Genomic DNA, 18383 nt, shown 5'->3' with positions numbered 1-18383 from the left:
TTTCCTGATCGACCATCTTCATCGCCAGACGCACCTTGCCGCGATCGTCAAAGCCCAGAAGTTTGACGTAAACTTCCTGACCTTCTTTCAGAACGTCGGAGGGGTGGTTCAGGCGGCGGTTTTCGATCTGGCTGACATGCACAAGGCCGTCGCGTTTGCCGAAGAAGTTCACAAAAGCGCCGAAATCGACGATTTTCACGACTTTGCCTTTGTAGACTTTGCCTTCTTCCGGCTCGGCCACGATCGAATAGATCATGTCATAGGCCTTTTGGATGGCGTCGCCGTTGGACGAAGCGATCTTGATCACGCCGTCATCGTTGATGTCGACCTTGGCGCCCGACACTTCGACGATTTCGCGGATGACCTTGCCGCCCGAGCCGATCACTTCGCGGATCTTGTCGGTCGGGATCTGCATGGTCTCGATACGCGGAGCGTGGACCGAGAATTCAGCAGTGCCGGACAGGGCTTTGTTCATCTCGCCCAGAATGTGCAGACGACCGGCTTTGGCTTGCTCCAGAGCTTTTTCCATGATCGCGGGCGTGATACCGGCAACCTTGATGTCCATCTGCAGCGAGGTGATCCCGGCTTCGGTGCCTGCGACTTTGAAATCCATGTCGCCGAGGTGATCCTCGTCGCCCAGAATATCGGTCAGAACCGCATAGGACCCGTCTTCTTCCAGAACCAGACCCATGGCCACACCGGCAACAGCGGCCTTCAGCGGCACACCGGCATCCATCATCGACAGCGAACCGCCACAGACCGACGCCATCGACGACGAGCCGTTGGATTCGGTGATTTCCGACACCAGACGCAGGGTATACGGGAAATCGGTTGCCGCAGGCAGAACCGCCTGAAGCGCACGCCAAGCCAGCTTGCCGTGACCGATTTCACGACGGCCCGGACCGCTAACGCGACCAACTTCGCCGACCGAATACGGCGGGAAGTTATAGTGCAGCATGAAGTTCGATTTGAAGTTGCCATGCAGCGCGTCGATGAATTGCTCATCGTCGCCGGTGCCCAGCGTGGTCACGACCAGACCCTGAGTTTCACCACGGGTGAACAGGGCCGACCCGTGGGTCCGCGGCAGCAGGCCGGTTTCGCAAACGATCGGGCGAACCTGATCCAAAGCGCGACCGTCGATGCGGCGGCCGTTCTTGACGACATCACCGCGCAGAACCGACGATTCCAGCTTTTTGATCGCGGTGCCAAGGTTGGCATCCTCAAGCTGTTCTTCGGTCAGCGTTGCCTTGATCGCCTCTTTCGCGGCGCTTACGGCTGCAACGCGCTGTTGCTTGTCGGTGATCGCATAGGCGGCGCGCATTTGCTCTTCGCCAGCGGCTTTCACCGCAGCCAGCAGATCGCCGTATTCCGGCGGCTGGAAGTCGAACGGCTCTTTCGCGGCGTCTTCGGCCAGATCGATGATCAGGTCGATAACCGGCTGGATCTGCTGGTGCGCAAAGTTCACGGCGCCCAGCATTTCGGCTTCGGACAGTTCGTAAGCTTCGGATTCAACCATCATCACGGCGTCTTTGGTGCCGGCGACGACCAGATCAAGGCGCTGTTCGGGGTTGTTGCGCAGGTTGTGCATGTCATCAACCGACGGGTTCAGCACGTATTCACCGTTGCTGAAGCCAACGCGGGCACCGGCGATCGGGCCCATGAACGGCGCGCCCGAAATGGTCAGCGCGGCCGACGCGGCGATCATCGCCACGACGTCGGGATCGTTGACCAGATCGTGCGACAGCACGGTGCACATGACCAGAACTTCGTGTTTGAAGCCTTCGACAAACAGCGGGCGGATCGGACGGTCGATCAGGCGCGCGGTCAGCGTTTCCTTTTCGGTCGGACGCGCTTCGCGCTTGAAGAAGCCGCCCGGCACTTTACCGGCGGCATAGTATTTCTCTTGGTAATGCACGGTCAGCGGAAAGAAGTCCTGACCGGGCTTGGGCGATTTGGCGAAGGTCACGTTGGCCATGACGCTGGTTTCGCCCAGCGTGGCAACGACCGAGCCGTCTGCCTGACGGGCAATCTTGCCCGTTTCCAGTGTCAGCGTTTCATCGCCCCACTGCATTGATTTCGTCGTAACGTTAAACATCTAGCGTATCCTGTAAGGGAGCACTCCCGGCCTTCCGGGTCTCCCGTTTTTCATGGCGGCCCCATTGCCGCCGACCCCTCTATCAATCCTTCACAGCGCTAGGGTCCGGGCGCCATATCTCAGATGGGTGGCCAATATAGGAAAAACCGATGCTTTGGAAGCGGTGAGTTGCGGCCCGGCAGAACGCCGCCGCGCCGCCGATCATTCGTATTGGATGACGAAGGCTTCGAGATAGGTATCGGAGAATAACGCATGGTGCCCTCCCATGCAGATCGGGGCGTGCTGGCTGCAATAGGCCGAACCGGGCGAAAAAAAACGCCCGCTCGGATGAGCGGGCGTTCGGTATTCCAGTATCCGGGCCGGTCTTAGCGGCGGATGCCCAGGCGCTGAATGAGGTTCGTGTAACGCTCCTCGTCCTTGCCTTTGACATAATCCAGAAGTTTACGGCGCTGGGCGACCATCATCAGCAGACCACGGCGGGAATGGTTATCCTTCTTGTGGCTTTTGAAGTGCTCGGTCAGCGTCGAAATGCGCGAGGTCAGGATCGCAACCTGAACTTCCGGCGAACCGGTGTCGCCTTCTTTGGTTGCGAATTCTTTGATCAGGCGGTTCTTTTCTTCAGCGGTAATCGACATCGGGGTCTCCTTGGTTAAGGGTTGATGGCTCAGGCCGGGATGTCGTCCAGCAAGGCCCGTGGAGAAATCCACCACTCAGCAAGCGGCAGATGCGCGCGTATAAGAGATTCTTTTGCAAAAGAAAAGGCTTTCGCGCCTTGGGTGCGATCAGGGGGTGGTAGGCCCGGTCTGGATTTCCTGCACGATCAGTTGCGCCCAGTCACCGATGATCGGAATAAAGTCGATTTGCGCCAGCGAATAGGCCGCGACGGACACAAGGATCGTCGCGCCGATCACCGTGCCCAGCCCCATCGCCAGCCCGCGCAGAAACGTATAGCCCAGCATCCGCGGCACCGACCGGTGCGCTCGCAGATAGTTATGCGTGTTCAGCCGGTCCAAAGACCGGCGCAGGCTGGCCAGTTCCACGATCAGCCGCTCTTGCGCGTCGGGCTGTTCTTCCATGCCGCACCTTTCTTGCCGGGTCAGGGCCAGACTAGCCCCGGCTGGCTTCAGGCGGCAAGGCTGATGATATCGGCAAAGGTGGTTCCGGCGACCAGTGTCACCTCGGACGGGTCCAGACCGGCCCCGCCCGCGACATGAGCGACCGGCAGGCCATCCAGCAGGATCACCGCCGATTCCGGGTCACCCGACAGCGGTTCAACCGAAATGGTCGGATCGGGATGCGCGGCGGCGTCATAGATCACCAGCAGCGCATCCTCGGTCGGGTCGAAATCGGCGATCTCGGCCGGGCCATCCCAGTCGCCCAGCGCGAACAGATCGGCACCGTCGCCGCCGGTGGCCAGATCGCCCATCCCCGCCAGCAGGATGTCATCGCCATCGCCGCCGTTCAGATAATCCATCTCGCCATCATCGCGCAGCGCCTCGGACAGATCGTCGGTCGCCAGACCCGAAACCAGATCATCGCCCAGATTGCCGTTCACGATATCGGCGCCGGCGCCGCCAAAGACCAGATCATCGTCATTGCCGCCCATCAGGCCGTCGTCCCCGGCGCCACCGCGCAGAATGTCATTGCCCGGCCCGCCGATCAGCGTGTCGCCACCGTCATCCCCGCTGAGCAAATCATCGCCCGCCTGACCTTTCAGATCGTCGTCACCGGCCCCACCGGACAGGTCGTCATCCCCGAAATCGCCCTCAAGGCTGTCATTGCCATCGCCGCCTTGCAGGGTGTCGTTATCGTCGGCCCCCAGCAGCAGGTCATCGCCATCGCCACCCCACAGCAGGTCGTCGCCGTCATTCCCGAACAGGATATCATCACCGAACCCGGCCAGCAGAATGTCGTTGCCGGTGCCGCCTTCCAACAGGTCGTTGTCTGGGTTGTCGGGCAGATCGGCATCCTCTGCGTCGCGATCCCCGGTCAGCCCGGTCATATCGACCGAAAGACCCATTACGATCAAACCCAATAGCCCAGCCAAGCCCAGCATCGCGCCCCTCACTCATCACGGACCCGCACCCCTGCGGATCGATACCACCGCGCCTAGGGTATCGCGGACCGCCCGGCATCCGAAGGAGATTTAGGTCAGATGGTTAACCAAGGATGAACCCTCCCGCCGCGCGAATTGTTTCGGATTGAGAGCAAATGATCGGCCAAGATTCAAACTGTTCCCGCATGACGCAAAGTGCTTTTCGAAAAATCTTGCTTTGCCGCCGACTTGGGTTCGGAATGAACTGGTCTGGACCTGGGGGGGTGCTATGATTTTTATGGCCATGATTTTGCTGACGTCCTTGATGGTCGGTGTAGCGATCGACGTGTGGTCGTCGGATGACGAAGCGGGCGGCAATTCAGGCGACGATATCCTGACCGGCGACGAGGGCGCGAACACGCTGCAAGGCGGCAGCGGCGATGACATCCTGTCGGGGCTGGAGGGCTGGGACGATCTGTTCGGCGGACCGGGCGACGACGTTCTGGATGGCGGCGATGGCGCCGATTATATGGATGGCGGTGGCGGGTCGGACTGGTTGATCGGCGGTCAGGGTCCGGATGAGATGATCGGCGGCGACGGTGCCGACCTGTTGGAAGGTGGCATCGGTGACGACCTGATGAGCGGCTCGGGCGGCGATGACGCGCTGTTCGGCGGGTTCGGGGCCGACACGATGAAGGGTGGCAACGGCAATGACCTGCTGGATGGCACCTGGAGCGAAAGCGCCACCGAGACCGATTTCGGCTATGACGAAGACAAGGGCGATACGCTGGACGGTGGCAACGGCGACGACATTCTGATCCTTGGCAACCACGACCACGGCACCGGCGGTGATGGCAATGACACGTTCATTTCGGGCGGGTTCGTCGTGGCTGGCAAGGCGCCGGTGATCGAGGATTACCAATCGGACGAGGACGCGATCGTGCTGATGTATGATCAGGATCTGGCCTCGGCGCCGACAATCACCCTGCAAGAATCCGGTGGCAACACCATGATCCTGATGGACGGGGTGGTGACCGCTCAGGTGGCGGGGGTTGTCGGGTTGGATCTGGCGGATATCGCGCTGGTTCCGGCGCCCTTATGAGGCGGGCCATTCCTGCGGCTGTTGGCTGTAACTGATGTAAAGCGGATGCTTGGGGTGCCCGGCCTGAGTCAGCCCCAGATGAAACAGTGGCAAGCCGGTGTTGCGCAGCAGGGCTTCGACATGGGGGCCGCGGTTCAGGTGCGCACCATGGGTGCCCCACGCGCAGATGATCTGATCGGCCCAGGGACAGCTTTCAACAATCGCGGCATCATTCGCCGGGCCGACCGGATCGGCGGCGGCGCGCATCTTTTTCGGGTCGGTGTCGCGCCAGGCAAAGATGTTGGTCACGCGAAAGCCGCCAAACCCCAAGGCCCGCGCCCGGCGCTCGCAGCGCTCGACGGTCGGGTCGTTCTGGACTTCGGTGGCGGTCGAGGGGTTCAGCATGATGAACAACGCGCGCTTGCCCTTGGGATCCCAGATACGGGTCAGGGTATAGCGGTAAGCCTCGCAATCCGAATAAACGGCGGTCGAGGCGGCATCATCTTTCTGGTGAGTTCGGGTGATCATGGTCCGGGTTGTGGCCCGGACCACGGATCAGATCAAGAGGTCTAGTCGATTGCGCGGCGATACAGGTGCCATGTCGCATGACCCAGTATCGGCATCACCACGATCAGCCCCAGAAACAGCGGCAGCGATCCGACCGCCAGCAATGCGGCGACAATCACGCCCCATGCGCCGATGGTGACCGGGTTTTTCGCCGTCACTTTCAACGAGGTCGCAACCGCCACCGGCAGCCCGACATCGCGGTCCAGCAACAGCGGGAACGACACCACGCTGACCGCCAGAACGATCACCGCGAACACCGCTCCGATCGGAATGCCGATCACCATCATCGCGGCTCCGCCTTCGGTGCCGAACACGTCCCGGACAAAGCCCATCGTCGTTGTCGGCAGGTCCGGACCCATGGTCGCGGTATAAATGGCATGAGCGGTGATCATCCAGATCGAGAACATGCCCAGCAGATACGCCCCCAGCACCACCATCGGCCCGACCGATGGCGCGCGCAGCACGGTAAAGGCGTCGGACCATGTCGCATGAACGCCCATTTCGCGGCGGCGGCTAAGCTCATACAGCCCGATCCCGGCCACCGGCCCCAACAGCGCAAAGCCCGAGGCCAGCGGGAACATGAAATGCGCAAGGTTCGAATGGAATGCGAACCATGCCATGATCATGCCGATGATCGGGTAAAGCAGGACCAGAAACATCACGTCCGAGCGGAACGCGGCAAAGTCCTTGACCCCCATCCGCAAGGCATAGCTTAGATCCTCAAGCCCGATCTTGCGCACATTTGGTGGATTGTTGACGCGGCTGCTTTGGACATGCGCGGTTGCCTTGGCGACCTTATGCCCGGCAAGGCCAATCGCCTCGGCGCCCCATGTCAGTGGATTTCCGATTGTATTGACCATGACTACCTCCCGTTTCCTGATCAATCAGGATCCAGCCAGAGGTCCGGCCCGCAAATATTGCGATACGGGTCAAGCCTGCCGGCCTTCCCTGTCATAACCATAGCACATTCGCGGAAATCCCCCACACACAACCGCGCGAGCGCGGCGGGCGCCGGGATCAGTGGTTGAACACCCGGCTGGGGTGCAATTCGCCGGCGCGATAGATGCCGACGGCAACCGCTTTGCCCTGAAACGACGCCCAGGCCTCGTCGCCATATTCGACATCGGCGGCGGCGATCACCATGCCGGGATTGCCGTGCCGCATCCGGCTGGCGCCCTCGGCGGTGCATTTCAGTTCGGGCAGGTCTTCCAGACCCTGTTCGACCGGGCGCAGAAGCGCATCCAGTTCCGGGGTTTTCGCCAGCTCCTCGATCTTGTCCATGCTGACACCGTCCTCGGCCTCGAACGGGCCGGACCAGACCCGGCGCAATTCGCGCACATGACCGTAACAGCCCAGAGCCTCGCCCAGATCGCGGGCGATCGCGCGCACATAGCCGCCTTTGCCACAGACCATTTCCAGCGTGACATGATCGGCATCGGGGCGGTCCAGCATGACCAGACTTTCGACGAACAGGGGGCGGGCGGCGATCTCGAACTCTTCGTCGTCTCGCGCCAGCTTATAGGCGCGTTCGCCGTCGATCTTTACCGCCGAGAATTTCGGCGGCACCTGCATGATATCGCCGGTGAACCGGGCCAAGGCGGTGCGAATATCGTCGTCAGACGGGCGCAGATCGCTTTCGGCTATCACTTCGCCCTCGGTATCGTCGGTATTGGTGGCCTGCCCCAGACGCACGGTAAACACATAGGCCTTCATGGCGTCGGTGATATAGGGCACGGTCTTGGTGGCCTCGCCAAGGGCCACCGCCAGAACGCCGGTGGCCTCGGGGTCAAGCGTTCCGGCGTGACCGGCCTTTTTCGCGCCAAAGGCCCAGCGCACCTTGTTCACAACCGCGTTCGAGCTGATCCCGGCGGGTTTGTCTACGACCAGCCAACCCGAAATGTCGCGTCCCTTGCGGCTGCGGCCCATGTTTTGCCCTCCAATACCGGTAAGCTGCGGGTGCTACAAAAGCCGCGCCCGCGCGTCAACGGGTCTGAGGCACGACAACGCCGACAATCGGACCCAACGGCAGGCCCAGATCGTTGCGATTGAGGTCCGGCGCGAACAGGCGCGACACCTTGCCATCCAGAAACAGCGCGTTCGGCGTGTGCAGCACATCGCGGAACAGCCGCCCGAATTCGTCAAATGTGACCGCTTGGTCCGAGATGGCAAAGATCACCTCGCCAGCTTCGGTCACGCCGACGCCGTTGCGGATATTGCGCGAGGTGCTGTCCGGCAGAAACCGCGGATGCAGCGCCCCGTCGATCACCAGCATCGGCCCCGATTGGGTGGCAAAACGACAGGCAGGCGGGTTGGCGGCATAGGCGCGGGTTTCAATCACCTGCGCGGTGGTGTCGGTCAGGCAGAACACGCCATTCGGCAGCATCCCGAAATTCCCCGGCCCGGACCGCGTGACCGCCGCGCGCTTTTGCACGCCGTCCTCGATATACAGGCCCACGGGCGACCGGTCGGGGTGATACATCCCGCCGTTCATCGCAAAGCTCAGGGTTTGGCCCTGAACCGCCAGCATGGCGTTGATCCGGCCAAAGTTGCCCAGAACCTCGTCCGCGTCATCGGTGTGAAACAGCCGGATGTCATCGGTGCCGGGCGTGGCGGTGCAGATCGTATAGGTGTTCTGGTCATGTGCCAGTGGGCGGCAGTTGGCCGAGGCGGCACCTGCGGGCGCCAGCGTGGCCAGCAGGACAAGGCAGAGGCGCTTAAGCCTCGTCATCCTCGTCATCCTCGGTATGGGCAACGTCGCGCAGCACCGTATCCTGCGTCAGCAGGCGCCGGGTCTCGTCCATCTGATCAAAAGTCTGATCGATGGCAAAGCGGATCTCGGGCGAGAATTTCAGCGTCAGCGCCTTGGACACCGCCCGGCGCAGTTCATGCCGGTTACGGCGCAGCGCCGACAGGGCCTCTTCGGCGTGCTGGCCGCCCAGCGGCAATACGAATGCGGTGGCGACCTTGAGATCGGGCGAGGTGCGAACCTCGCCGACCGTGATCGACATGCGGTTCAGTTCGGGGTCGTGAATATCCCCCCGCGCCAGCACATCCGAAAGGGTGCGCCGGATCAGTTCGCCGACGCGAAGCTGCCGCTGAGAGGGGCCCGAGCCCGTGTTGAACCGTCCTTTAGCCATGGCCAGCATTTATGTCATGGCGCGCGGCGCTGCAAGCAGGGCTTTGCCAATGGCGTCCGGCTCGGCTAAACGGGGCCGAAGACTTGGATATGGAGAGCGCAATGACCGATCTGCCGGGTATCGTCATCACCGGAGCCAGCGGCCGCATGGGCCGGATGCTGATCCGTCTGGTTATGGAAAGCAGCGAAGCGCGTCTGGTCGGCGCGGTCGAGCGGACCGGCAATGACTGGATCGGCCGCGATGCCGGGGCGCTGATCGGCGAGCCCGATACCGGGGTGATCGTCACCGACAACGCGCTTGAGGCCTTTGCCAAGGCGCAGGCGGTGATCGACTTTACCTCGCCCGCCGCGACGGTGGAATTCGCGGCGCTGGCAGCGCAGGCGCGGGCGGTGCATGTGATCGGCACCACCGGGCTGATGTCCGACGATCTTGCGAAAATCAGCACCGCCGCCCGTCATGCGGTGATCGTGCGGGCCGGCAACATGAGTCTGGGTGTCAATCTTCTGGTGCAGCTGACCAAAAAGGTCGCGGCGGCGCTGGGCCCGGATTTCGATATCGAGGTGATCGAGGCCCATCACAAGCACAAGGTCGATGCGCCGTCCGGCACCGCGCTGATGCTGGGTGAAGCCGCCGCCGAAGGCCGTGGCCTGAACCATGCCGAGGTCGCCGTGCGTGGCCGCGATGGCATCACCGGCGCACGCGAACCCAACACCATCGGCTATTCCGCCATTCGCGGCGGCGATATCGTGGGCGAGCATGACGTGCTGTTCGCGGGCGAAGGCGAGCGGATCGTCCTGCGCCACATTGCCACCGATCGCCGGATTTTCGCCCGTGGCGCCCTGCGCGCCGCGATCTGGGGGCAGAGCATGCACCCGGGCGAGTATGACATGGTGGACGTTCTGGGGATCTAAGGCACCGGCCTAGAAATCGACGGCGATTCCTTTTTTCTCCCAATCGCCATACCGCACCGGCTCGGGGCCATCGCGCCCGCCCAGCTCTTTCGGCAGGGGGTCGGCTTCGGCGGCCTTCTTGCGGCGCTCTTCGGCTTCGGCCAGGGCGCGCTGGGCCGCGGGGGGCAGATCCTTGCGTGACTCGTCGCTCATGGCGCTCTCCTTGTGGGTTCGAAGCCTTTGTTATACGTCCGGCGGATAGTTCGGCAAGCGTGAGAACAGAAATGGCCCAGTCAGTAGATCCGGTTCGGTTGGCCGCAGTGCAGATGTTGCACGAGGTGCTGCACGAACATCAGACGATGTCGGACCTGACCGGCGACGATGGCCCGATCGCGGATTTGTCTCCGTCGCAGCGGGCGCGGGCGCAACGGCTGACCTTGTCGACCCTGCGCCATCTGGGCCGGGCTGACGCCGTGGTGAAACCGCTGCTGCGCAAACACCCGCCCGAGGATGTGAAACTGGTGCTGCGGCTGGCAATCGTCGAGATGCTGGAAGAAGGCGAAGCCCCGCATGGCGTGGTGAACGCCGCGGTTGACCTGTTGCACCTGCACCCCCGCACCCGGCCGCTGGGCGGTTTGGCCAACGCGGTGCTGCGCCGGGCAGCGGAATATTCGCGCGACGACTGGAACGCCCTGCCGCCGACCCGCATGGCGGGCTGGCTGCGTGGCCGTCTGGAAGGCCTGCATGGCCGCAAACGGGTGCTGGCGATCGAGGCCGCGCATTCCAGGGGCGCGCCGCTGGACCTGACGCCCAAGGATGGCGATGCCGCCGCGCTGGCGGCCCGCGTCGGGGGCGAGGCTTTGCCGACCGGCTCGGTGCGGATCATGGGCAGTGTTCAGGTTTCGGCCCTGCCGGGGTTCGACACCGGTGATTGGTGGGTGCAAGACGCTGCCGCCGCGATTCCGGCGCGGCTGTTGAATGCCCAGCAGGGCGAACGGGTCGCCGATCTGTGTGCTGCGCCCGGTGGCAAGACCATGCAACTGGCCGCGACCGGCGCTGAAGTGACGGCGCTGGATATCTCGCGCCCGCGGCTGAAACGGCTTGAGGAAAATCTGGACCGCACCGGCCTCAGCGCCGAGGTGGTCGCCGCTGACGTGATGTTCTGGGACCCCGAGGCGCCGTTCGACGCGATTCTGCTGGACGCGCCCTGTTCCGCCACCGGCACCATTCGCCGCCATCCCGACCTGCCCTATGCCCGCACCGGCAAGGACATCAAACCGCTGTTCGACCTGCAGACCCAGATGATCGACCGCGCGCTTGAGTTGCTGAAACCCGGCGGGCGGCTGGTGTTCTGCACCTGTAGCCTGCTGCCCGAAGAGGGCGAGCATCAACTGCGCGACGCCTTGCTGCGCCACCCGGATTTGCAGGTCGAACGCCCGGCGCTGCCCGGTCTTGATCCGGCGTGGATCGACGATCAGGGCGGGCTGCGGATCAGCCCGGACTTCTGGTCCGAGCGCGGCGGTCTGGACGGGTTCTATATCGCCTGTCTGCGTAAACCTGCCTGAGCCGGGTTTTCGCCGGTGACACATCGGCCCCCCACGGGTATCCTGATGCCAAGGCGGGAAAACCCGCGACTGAGCAGATAGCGGATATATGACAGGCCATTCGCAGACCGGAAATTCGACGGCCCGGCGCAGCGGTTTCATGAACCGCCTGCAAGCCCGGCGTGCGACCTTAGCACGGCCTGCCGCCGGATTTGTCTCGCAACCCGAACCCCGCACGATTGGCACCTTTGCCAAGGGCCGACAGCTGATCGGCGGCAATTACCTGTTCGCCGGTTATCTGGTCGAGGCCCCCGGCACCGTGATCTGGGATGTGCCGATGCCCTCGGACGGGTTCGAGGATGACATTCACGGCTTTCGCTGGCTGGACGATCTGGCCGCGGTCGGCGATGGCGCCGCGCGCAAGCTGGCGCAACGCTGGACCTCGGAATGGATCGCGCGTTTCGGGCGTGGCACCGGCGCCGGTTGGACACCGGATCTGACCGGACGGCGGCTGATCCGCTGGATCAACCACGCGATTTTCCTGTTGTCGGCGCAGGACAAAGGCCAATCCGACGCCTATTTCCGCTCGCTTGGGCAACAGACGATCTTTCTGTCGCGGCGCTGGAAAGCGGCGGCGCCGGGCTTGCCGCGGTTCGAGGCGCTGACCGGGCTGATCTATGCCGGGTTGGCCCTGTCGGGGATGGATTGCTATGTGGCCCCGGCGGCGCGGGCGCTGGCGCGCGAATGCCGGACCCAGATCGACGCACAGGGAGGCATCCCGACCCGCAACCCCGAAGAATTGCTTGAGGTCTTCACCCTGCTGACGTGGGCGGCCTCGGCCTTGTCCGCTGCCGGGCAGGTCACACCGCGCGACCATGTCGCCGCGATCGAGCGCATCGCGCCGACACTGCGGGCGCTGCGCCATGCCGATGGCGGGCTGGCACGGTTTCACGGCGGCGGGCGCGGGGCCGAAGGCCGGTTGGATCACGCGCTGGCGGCCTCGGGCGTTCGCACCTCGGCCGTGGGCGGGCTGGCGATGGGCTATGCGCGGTTGTCGGCAGGCCGCACCAGCGTGATCGTCGATGCCAGCGCCCCGCCGAAAGGGCCTGAATCCTGTAATGCCCATGCCTCGACCCTTGCGTTTGAACTGACCTCGGGACGGCGACCGCTGATCGTCAGCTGCGGCTCGGGCGTTACCTTTGGCGAGGACTGGCGCCGCGCCGGGCGCGCCACGCAATCGCATTCAACGCTTGAGATCACCGGCTATTCCTCGTCGCGTCTGGCGCCCAAGCGCAAATCCGGCGGGCAGGGCCGCGAGCCGTTGCAGGAAATCCCGCGCGAGGTCAGCACTCAGCGCATGCCGCATGGCCTGACCGCGTGGCACGACGGCTATGCCGCGACGCATGGTCTGGTCCATGCCCGCGAATTGCTGCTGTCGCCCGACGGCCGGTCCCTGAATGGCGAAGACACGCTGGGCGCCTTTACCGATGCCCAACGCACCGCCTTTGATGCCGCCATGGACCGGGTCAAATTACAGGGGATCGGCTATAGCCTCAGGTTCCACCTGCATCCCGATGTCGATGCCGAGCTTGATCTGGGCGGCACGGCGGTGTCGATGGCGCTGAAAAGCGGGGAAATCTGGGTGTTCCGCCATGACGGCCATGCCGATTTGCGGCTGGAACGGTCGTTTTATCTGGAAACCGGGCGGCTAAAGCCGCGTGCATCGCAACAAATCGTGCTTTCGGCCCGGGTTTTGCAACAGGCAAGCCAGATCAACTGGACCCTTGCCAAGGCACAGGATACACCGCTCGGGATTCGGGATCTCGTCACAGACGATGATCCGCTGCCCGAAGAAAACTGAACAGGACCTTTCCGATGACTGACCTCGTGCCCCTGCGCCGCGCGCTGATTTCCGTTTCTGACAAGACCGGCCTGATTGAATTCGCCCGCGCCCTTGATGCGCGCGGGGTCGAGCTTCTGTCGACCGGCGGCACCGCCAAGGCGCTGCGCGAGGCCGGGCTTTCGGTCAAGGATGTCTCGGACGTGACCGGCTTTCCCGAAATGATGGATGGCCGGGTCAAGACCCTGCACCCCAAGGTGCATGGCGGCCTGCTGGCGCTGCGCGACAATCCCGAGCACGTCGCCGCGATGACCGAGCACGGCATCGACGCGATCGACCTGCTGGTGGTGAACCTCTATCCGTTCGAGGCCACCGTCGCCAAAGGCGCCGCTTATGACGACTGTATCGAAAACATCGACATCGGCGGCCCGGCAATGATCCGCGCTGGTGCCAAGAACCACGGCTTCGTCAACGTCGTGGTCGATGTCGAAGATTACGACGCCCTGCTGGCCGAACTGACCGCCAATGATGGCAACACCAGCCTGGCCTTCCGGCAAAAGCTGGCCCAGACCGCCTATGCCCGCACCGCCGCTTATGACGCCGCCGTGTCGAACTGGATGGCCGAGGCAATCGGTGAGACCACGCCGCGCTATCGTTCGTTCGCGGGCAAGCTGGCCCAGACCCTGCGCTATGGCGAGAACCCGCATCAGCAAGCGGCGTTCTATACCGATGGCACCAACCGCCCCGGCGTCGCCACCGCGCAGCAGCTTCAGGGCAAGGAACTGTCCTATAACAACATCAACGACACTGACGCCGCGTTCGAGCTGGTCGCCGAATTCGACCCCGCCGAAAGCGCCGCCTGCGCCATCATCAAGCACGCCAACCCCTGTGGTGTGGCCAAGGGCGCCACGCTGGTCGAGGCCTATAAGGCCGCGTTCGATTGTGACCGCACCTCGGCCTTTGGCGGGATTATCGCGCTGAACCAGCCGCTGGATGCCGAGACTGCCCGCGAAATCTCGGGCATCTTCACCGAGGTTGTGATCGCGCCGGGCGCCTCGGACGAGGCGCGGGACATCTTTGCCGCCAAGAAAAACCTGCGCTTGCTGATTACCGATGGTCTGCCGAATGTGCTGCTAGGGTCGAACACCGTGCGTCAGGTGTCGGGTGGCCTGTTGGTGCAGAACAAGGATGCCGGGTTCGTCGGCATCGACGATCTGAAGGTCGTGACCAAAAAGGCCCCGACTGCCGACCAGATGCGCGACCTGCTGTTCGCATGGAAAGTCGCCAAGCACGTCAAGTCGAACGCCATCGTCTATGTCAAAGACAACGCCACCGTCGGCGTCGGCGCCGGCCAGATGAGCCGGGTCGATTCGGCCCTGATCGCCGCCAAAAAGGCCGAGCGCATGGCCGAGGTTCTGGGCCTGCCCGCGCCGCTGACCATCGGGTCGGCCGTGGCCTCGGACGCGTTCTTCCCGTTCCCCGACGGTCTGCTTGAGGCTGCCGCTGCGGGCGCGACTTGTGTGATTCAGCCCGGCGGATCGATGCGTGACAACGAAGTGATCGCTGCCGCTGACGAGGCCGGTCTGGCCATGGTGTTCACCGGCATGCGGCATTTCCGCCACTAAGGGGGCGATATGCGGCTTTTGGCCCTGACTGCGTTTCTGGTTTTCGTGGCCGATCAGGCCACGAAATATCTGGTCGTGGTCGGGCTGGACCTGCAACACCGCTTGTCGATCGACGTTTTGCCACCGCTGCTGAATTTCCGCATGGCGTGGAATCGTGGCGTGAATTTCGGCCTGTTCGCGAATGACGCCGGGGTGATGCGCTGGGTTCTGATCGCTGTTTCGGCGGCGATTTCGCTGGCGGTGCTGCTTTGGACGCGCCGTGGCGGGCATCCGCCTCGGGTGATGGCGATTGCGGGTATCCTGATCGGCGGGGCGCTGGGCAATCTGGTGGATCGGGTGATCTGGGGGGCAGTTGCGGATTTTCTGAACATGTCCTGCTGTGGAATCGCCAACCCCTATTCCTTTAACGTCGCGGATGTGGCTATCTTTGCCGGGGCGCTTGGGCTGATCGTTTTTTCGCCGGGCAATAAGACCCCGTGACGTGCCCGCGCCTATGGGCTAAAGAGGGGCCGGAACGGTAAGGAGACCGGTATGCGTGGTGGACGCGTCATTGCTATTATTTCACTGGTGGCGCTTACGGCGCTGGCCGGATGTTCGCGTGACAAGACCCCGCAACTGATGAACATCAAGGGCACAACCGGCCCGGATGAGTTCAATTTCCTGCCGAACAAGCCGATCGAAACCCCCGAGGATCTGGCGGCGCTGCCGGCCCCGACTCCGGGTGGCAAGAATCGCGCCGATCTGGACCCCGATGCCGATGTGGTCGCTGCCTTGGGTGGCCGGCCTGAACGTCTGGCTGAAACCGGTATTCCGGCCGCAGATAATGCGCTGATGGCGCAGGCGACGCGGTTTGGCACAGCGGAAAACATCCGTCAGACGCTGGCCGCCGAAGATCTTGAGTATCGCCGCAAGAACAATGGCCGCCTGTTAGAGCGCATGTTCAACGTGTCGGTTTATTACAAGGCCTACCGCAAACAGTCGCTGGATCAGCACGCCGAGCTTGACCGCTGGCGCCGGGCCGGGGTGCGCACTGTTGGCGCGCCGCCCGAAAAAGCAAACTAACAGCCGATCACAGTCTCTTGGGTGGGGTTGAAGTGGCGGCAGGATGCCGTAGCTTACACCTGACCTTTTCCGGAGAATGTTCATGCCGCGATTTGCGCGTCTGTGCCTGAGTGCGCTTGGTTTCGCTTCCCTTTTCTCGCTGCCCGCCCATGCTGATGACGTGACCAGCTTCACGCTGGACAACGGCATGGAGGTGGTGGTGATCGAAGACCACCGCGCGCCCGTGGTGGTGCATATGGTCTGGTATCGGGTCGGCTCGGCTGACGAGCCGCCGGGGAAATCCGGCATCGCCCATTTCACCGAACACCTGATGTTCAAGGGCACTGATGCGTTCCCGGACGGCGCGTTTTCCGACATTGTCGAGGCCAACGGCGGCTCGGACAATGCGTTCACCTCGTATGATTATACCGCCTATCATCAACGGGTTGCCGCCGACCGGCTGGCGCTGATGATGCAGATCGAATCCGACCGGATGGAGGGTCTGACCCTGTCCGAAGATCAGGTCGCCACCGAACGCGGTGTGATCCTTGAGGAACGCAATCAGCGCACCGAAAACTCGCCCGGCGCCCTGTTCAGCGAACAGCGCAACGCGGCGCAATATCTGAACCATCCCTACGGCATCCCGGTGATCGGCTGGAAAGCCGAAATGGAAACCCTGTCGCGCGCGGATGTGCTGAAATTCTATCACGGCCATTACGCGCCGAATAACGCCATTCTGGTGGTCGCGGGCGATGTGACCCCGGATCAGGTGCGCGATCTGGCCGAAATCTGGTATGGCCCGCTGGCGCCCAGCGACGCCGTCACCCCGCGCGCCCGGCCGCAAGAACCGCCGCAACTGGCGGAACGCCGCCTGACCCTGTCGGACCCGCGCGTGGCCCAGCCCTATCTGGTGCGCACCTATCTGGCGCCCGAGCGTGATCCCGGTGACCAGAAAACCGCTGCGGCGCTGGTCTATCTGTCCGAACTGCTGGGCGGCGAGGGCGCGACCTCGGTTCTGGGGTCGGAACTGATGTTCAACCGGCAAAGCGCAGTCTATGCCTCGGCGTTTTATGATGGCACCTCGCTGGACGATACCACCTTCGGGCTGGTCATCGTGCCCGCCGAAGGCGTGACGCTGGCCGATGCCGAGGCCCAGATGGATCAGGCAATTGCCGGGTTTCTGGAAACCGGCGTCGATATGGCCAATTTCGAAAGCCTGAAAATGCAGCTTAAGGCGTCGAATATCTATGCCGACGACAATATCGCCGGTCTGGCACAGAAATACGGTGCGGCGCTGGCCACCAGCCTGACGATCCAGGACGTCAAGGACTGGCCGAAAATCCTGCAGGACGTCACGCCCGAAGACGTGATGCAGGCCGCGCATGACATATTTGACGACAGGCGCAAGGCGGTCACCGGCTGGCTGGTGCGCCCTGACGCCGGGGAGGCCACAGAATGATCCGTTTCGCCCTCAGCCTGTGCCTGATGCTGGCCGCCATCCCGGCGCGTGCGGCGGTCGATATTCAGGAAATCACCACCCCCGGCGGCATTGATGTCTGGCTGGTCGAAAGCCACGAAATTCCCTTTGTCGCGCTGGAAATCCGGTTTCAGGGCGGTGCGTCTCTGGATGCGCCGGGCAAGCGCGGGGCGATCAACCTGATGTCCGGCTTGCTGGAAGAAGGCGCGGCCGATCTGGACGCGCAAGGCTTTGCCGCCGCCCGCGATGCGCTGGCCGCGCGCTTTTCCTTCAGCGCGTATAATGACGCGCTGTCGGTCTCGGCGCAGTTCCTGACCGAGAACCGCGATCAGGCGGTCGAGTTGCTGCATCAGGCGCTGGTCAACCCGCGCTTTGATGCGGATGCGGTCGAACGGGTGCGCGGGCAGGTGCTGTCGGGCATCCGTTCTGACGAACGCGACCCGGACGAGATCGCTGCCCGAACCTTTAACGCGCTGGCCTTTGGCGATCACCCTTACGGCACGCCGATCGAAGGCTCGGTCGAGACTGTGACCGCGCTGACGCGGGACGATATCGTTGCCGCCAAGGACCGGGTGATGGCCCGCGACCGGCTGTTCGTGTCAGCGGTGGGCGACATTGACGCGCAGACATTGGGTGCGCTGGTGGATCGTCTGTTCGACGGCCTGCCGCAAACCGGCGCCGACATGCCCGGCCCGGCCAATTTCGCCCTGTCCGGCGGTGTGACCGTCGTGCCATTTGACACCCCGCAATCGGTGGCGATCTTCGGTCACAACGGTATCGCCCGCGAAGACCCGGATTTCTTTGCCGCCTTCGTCCTGAACAGCGTTCTGGGCGGCGGCGGATTTTCGTCCCGGCTGATGGAAGAGGTCCGGGAAAAGCGCGGCCTGACCTATGGCGTGTCATCCTATCTGTATACGATGGACCGGGCCGATCTGGTGCTGGGCAAGGTGGCCTCGGCCAATGAAAAGATGGCTGAAGCCGTTCAGGTGATCCGCGACCAATGGGCCCGTGCGGCAACTGATGGCATCACTCAGGAAGAACTGGACACGGT

The 18383-nt window shown here is 63.2% G+C and carries 19 protein-coding genes; 9 read left to right on the top strand and 10 right to left on the bottom strand.

Features of this window, described 5'->3' with window-relative positions:
• The 4 genes from pnp to ABYW26_RS01250 form a co-directional block, all read right to left on the bottom strand.
• A partial coding sequence (pnp, locus tag ABYW26_RS01265) for a polyribonucleotide nucleotidyltransferase (RefSeq protein WP_372602870.1) occupies nt 1–2095 on the bottom strand: 2095 nt, incomplete at its 3' end.
• Nucleotides 2096–2460: 365 nt separating this feature from the next.
• Complete coding sequence (rpsO, locus tag ABYW26_RS01260) at nt 2461–2730, bottom strand: 30S ribosomal protein S15 (protein ID WP_372602869.1); 270 nt, start codon at nt 2728–2730, stop codon at nt 2461–2463.
• Between the two features lie 147 nt (nt 2731–2877).
• The gene (locus ABYW26_RS01255) at nt 2878–3171 is read right to left on the bottom strand and encodes a DUF5665 domain-containing protein (RefSeq protein ID WP_372602868.1); all 294 of its coding nucleotides are present in this window, start codon (nt 3169–3171) and stop codon (nt 2878–2880) included.
• A 47-nt stretch (nt 3172–3218) separates the two neighbouring features.
• Nucleotides 3219–4151: a calcium-binding protein gene (locus ABYW26_RS01250; RefSeq protein WP_372602867.1), complete on the bottom strand. Its 933-nt coding sequence runs from the start codon at nt 4149–4151 to the stop codon at nt 3219–3221.
• A gap of 268 nt (nt 4152–4419) precedes the next feature.
• Between ABYW26_RS01250 and ABYW26_RS01245 the strand changes: the two genes are divergently transcribed.
• The gene (locus ABYW26_RS01245; protein WP_372602866.1) at nt 4420–5232 is read left to right on the top strand and encodes a calcium-binding protein; all 813 of its coding nucleotides are present in this window, start codon (nt 4420–4422) and stop codon (nt 5230–5232) included.
• On the opposite strand, the gene ABYW26_RS01240 is transcribed toward ABYW26_RS01245, so the two are convergent.
• The 5 genes from ABYW26_RS01240 to rbfA all read right to left on the bottom strand — a co-directional run bounded on the left by ABYW26_RS01240 (nt 5227) and on the right by rbfA (nt 8915).
• Nucleotides 5227–5739 (bottom strand): DUF1643 domain-containing protein, encoded by a 513-nt coding sequence (locus ABYW26_RS01240; protein ID WP_372602865.1) that lies wholly within the window; start codon nt 5737–5739, stop codon nt 5227–5229. The genes ABYW26_RS01245 and ABYW26_RS01240 overlap by 6 nt on opposite strands.
• A gap of 41 nt (nt 5740–5780) precedes the next feature.
• A complete protein-coding gene (locus tag ABYW26_RS01235; RefSeq protein ID WP_372602864.1) occupies nt 5781–6638 on the bottom strand; it encodes a DUF2189 domain-containing protein in 858 nt (285 codons plus the stop codon).
• A gap of 157 nt (nt 6639–6795) precedes the next feature.
• Nucleotides 6796–7704 carry a tRNA pseudouridine(55) synthase TruB gene (gene truB, locus ABYW26_RS01230; protein WP_372602863.1) on the bottom strand — a complete coding sequence of 303 codons (909 nt, stop codon included), beginning with the start codon at nt 7702–7704 and terminating at the stop codon, nt 6796–6798.
• A gap of 55 nt (nt 7705–7759) precedes the next feature.
• Nucleotides 7760–8506: a phosphodiester glycosidase family protein gene (locus tag ABYW26_RS01225; RefSeq protein ID WP_372602861.1), complete on the bottom strand. Its 747-nt coding sequence runs from the start codon at nt 8504–8506 to the stop codon at nt 7760–7762.
• On the bottom strand, nt 8493–8915 hold the full coding sequence (rbfA, locus tag ABYW26_RS01220; RefSeq protein ID WP_372602871.1) for a 30S ribosome-binding factor RbfA: 423 nt from the start codon (nt 8913–8915) through the stop codon (nt 8493–8495). The genes ABYW26_RS01225 and rbfA overlap by 14 nt, the downstream gene beginning before the upstream one ends.
• Nucleotides 8916–9016: 101 nt before the next feature.
• Between rbfA and dapB the strand changes: the two genes are divergently transcribed.
• On the top strand, nt 9017–9826 hold the full coding sequence (dapB, locus tag ABYW26_RS01215) for a 4-hydroxy-tetrahydrodipicolinate reductase (RefSeq protein ID WP_372602859.1): 810 nt from the start codon (nt 9017–9019) through the stop codon (nt 9824–9826).
• A gap of 9 nt (nt 9827–9835) precedes the next feature.
• Here the strand turns inward: dapB and ABYW26_RS01210 are convergent, their stop codons facing one another.
• Complete coding sequence (locus ABYW26_RS01210) at nt 9836–10018, bottom strand: DUF1674 domain-containing protein (protein WP_372602857.1); 183 nt, start codon at nt 10016–10018, stop codon at nt 9836–9838.
• 71 nt (nt 10019–10089) lie between these two features.
• Between ABYW26_RS01210 and ABYW26_RS01205 the strand changes: the two genes are divergently transcribed.
• The 7 genes from ABYW26_RS01205 to ABYW26_RS01175 form a co-directional block, all read left to right on the top strand.
• Entirely contained in the window at nt 10090–11370 is a 1281-nt protein-coding gene (locus ABYW26_RS01205) for an RsmB/NOP family class I SAM-dependent RNA methyltransferase (protein ID WP_372602856.1), read from the top strand.
• Between the two features lie 139 nt (nt 11371–11509).
• Nucleotides 11510–13210, top strand: coding sequence for a heparinase II/III family protein (locus ABYW26_RS01200; RefSeq protein WP_372602855.1), 1701 nt, complete (start codon nt 11510–11512; stop codon nt 13208–13210).
• A gap of 14 nt (nt 13211–13224) precedes the next feature.
• Entirely contained in the window at nt 13225–14814 is a 1590-nt protein-coding gene (purH, locus tag ABYW26_RS01195; protein WP_372602854.1) for a bifunctional phosphoribosylaminoimidazolecarboxamide formyltransferase/IMP cyclohydrolase, read from the top strand.
• Nucleotides 14815–14823: 9 nt separating this feature from the next.
• Nucleotides 14824–15294 carry a signal peptidase II gene (gene lspA, locus ABYW26_RS01190; RefSeq protein WP_372602853.1) on the top strand — a complete coding sequence of 157 codons (471 nt, stop codon included), beginning with the start codon at nt 14824–14826 and terminating at the stop codon, nt 15292–15294.
• 51 nt (nt 15295–15345) lie between these two features.
• Nucleotides 15346–15876, top strand: a complete 531-nt coding sequence (locus tag ABYW26_RS01185; RefSeq protein WP_372602852.1) for a DUF3035 domain-containing protein — start codon at nt 15346–15348, stop codon at nt 15874–15876.
• Nucleotides 15877–15952: 76 nt separating this feature from the next.
• Nucleotides 15953–17314, top strand: a complete 1362-nt coding sequence (locus ABYW26_RS01180; protein ID WP_372602851.1) for a M16 family metallopeptidase — start codon at nt 15953–15955, stop codon at nt 17312–17314.
• Nucleotides 17311–18383 (top strand): M16 family metallopeptidase (locus ABYW26_RS01175; protein WP_372602849.1); only part of this gene is annotated, 1073 nt, incomplete at its 3' end. The genes ABYW26_RS01180 and ABYW26_RS01175, both read left to right, overlap by 4 nt.

It is taken from the genome of Actibacterium sp. (genome assembly GCF_041584535.1).
Lineage (GTDB): Bacteria > Pseudomonadota > Alphaproteobacteria > Rhodobacterales > Rhodobacteraceae > Actibacterium_D.
Note: the sequence above shows the minus strand (reverse complement) of the source record. Positions and strands in the feature narration are given on the sequence as shown.

Coding starts and splice junctions, on each gene's coding strand:
- rpsO (WP_372602869.1), bottom strand. CDS start 2,730: ATGTCGATTACCGCTGAAGAAAAGAACCGCCTGATCAAAGAATTCGCA.
- ABYW26_RS01255 (WP_372602868.1), bottom strand. CDS start 3,171: ATGGAAGAACAGCCCGACGCGCAAGAGCGGCTGATCGTGGAACTGGCC.
- ABYW26_RS01250 (WP_372602867.1), bottom strand. CDS start 4,151: ATGCTGGGCTTGGCTGGGCTATTGGGTTTGATCGTAATGGGTCTTTCG.
- ABYW26_RS01245 (WP_372602866.1), top strand. CDS start 4,420: ATGATTTTTATGGCCATGATTTTGCTGACGTCCTTGATGGTCGGTGTA.
- ABYW26_RS01240 (WP_372602865.1), bottom strand. CDS start 5,739: ATGATCACCCGAACTCACCAGAAAGATGATGCCGCCTCGACCGCCGTT.
- ABYW26_RS01235 (WP_372602864.1), bottom strand. CDS start 6,638: ATGGTCAATACAATCGGAAATCCACTGACATGGGGCGCCGAGGCGATT.
- truB (WP_372602863.1), bottom strand. CDS start 7,704: ATGGGCCGCAGCCGCAAGGGACGCGACATTTCGGGTTGGCTGGTCGTA.
- ABYW26_RS01225 (WP_372602861.1), bottom strand. CDS start 8,506: ATGACGAGGCTTAAGCGCCTCTGCCTTGTCCTGCTGGCCACGCTGGCG.
- rbfA (WP_372602871.1), bottom strand. CDS start 8,915: ATGGCTAAAGGACGGTTCAACACGGGCTCGGGCCCCTCTCAGCGGCAG.
- dapB (WP_372602859.1), top strand. CDS start 9,017: ATGACCGATCTGCCGGGTATCGTCATCACCGGAGCCAGCGGCCGCATG.
- ABYW26_RS01210 (WP_372602857.1), bottom strand. CDS start 10,018: ATGAGCGACGAGTCACGCAAGGATCTGCCCCCCGCGGCCCAGCGCGCC.
- ABYW26_RS01205 (WP_372602856.1), top strand. CDS start 10,090: ATGGCCCAGTCAGTAGATCCGGTTCGGTTGGCCGCAGTGCAGATGTTG.
- ABYW26_RS01200 (WP_372602855.1), top strand. CDS start 11,510: ATGAACCGCCTGCAAGCCCGGCGTGCGACCTTAGCACGGCCTGCCGCC.
- purH (WP_372602854.1), top strand. CDS start 13,225: ATGACTGACCTCGTGCCCCTGCGCCGCGCGCTGATTTCCGTTTCTGAC.
- lspA (WP_372602853.1), top strand. CDS start 14,824: ATGCGGCTTTTGGCCCTGACTGCGTTTCTGGTTTTCGTGGCCGATCAG.
- ABYW26_RS01185 (WP_372602852.1), top strand. CDS start 15,346: ATGCGTGGTGGACGCGTCATTGCTATTATTTCACTGGTGGCGCTTACG.
- ABYW26_RS01180 (WP_372602851.1), top strand. CDS start 15,953: ATGTTCATGCCGCGATTTGCGCGTCTGTGCCTGAGTGCGCTTGGTTTC.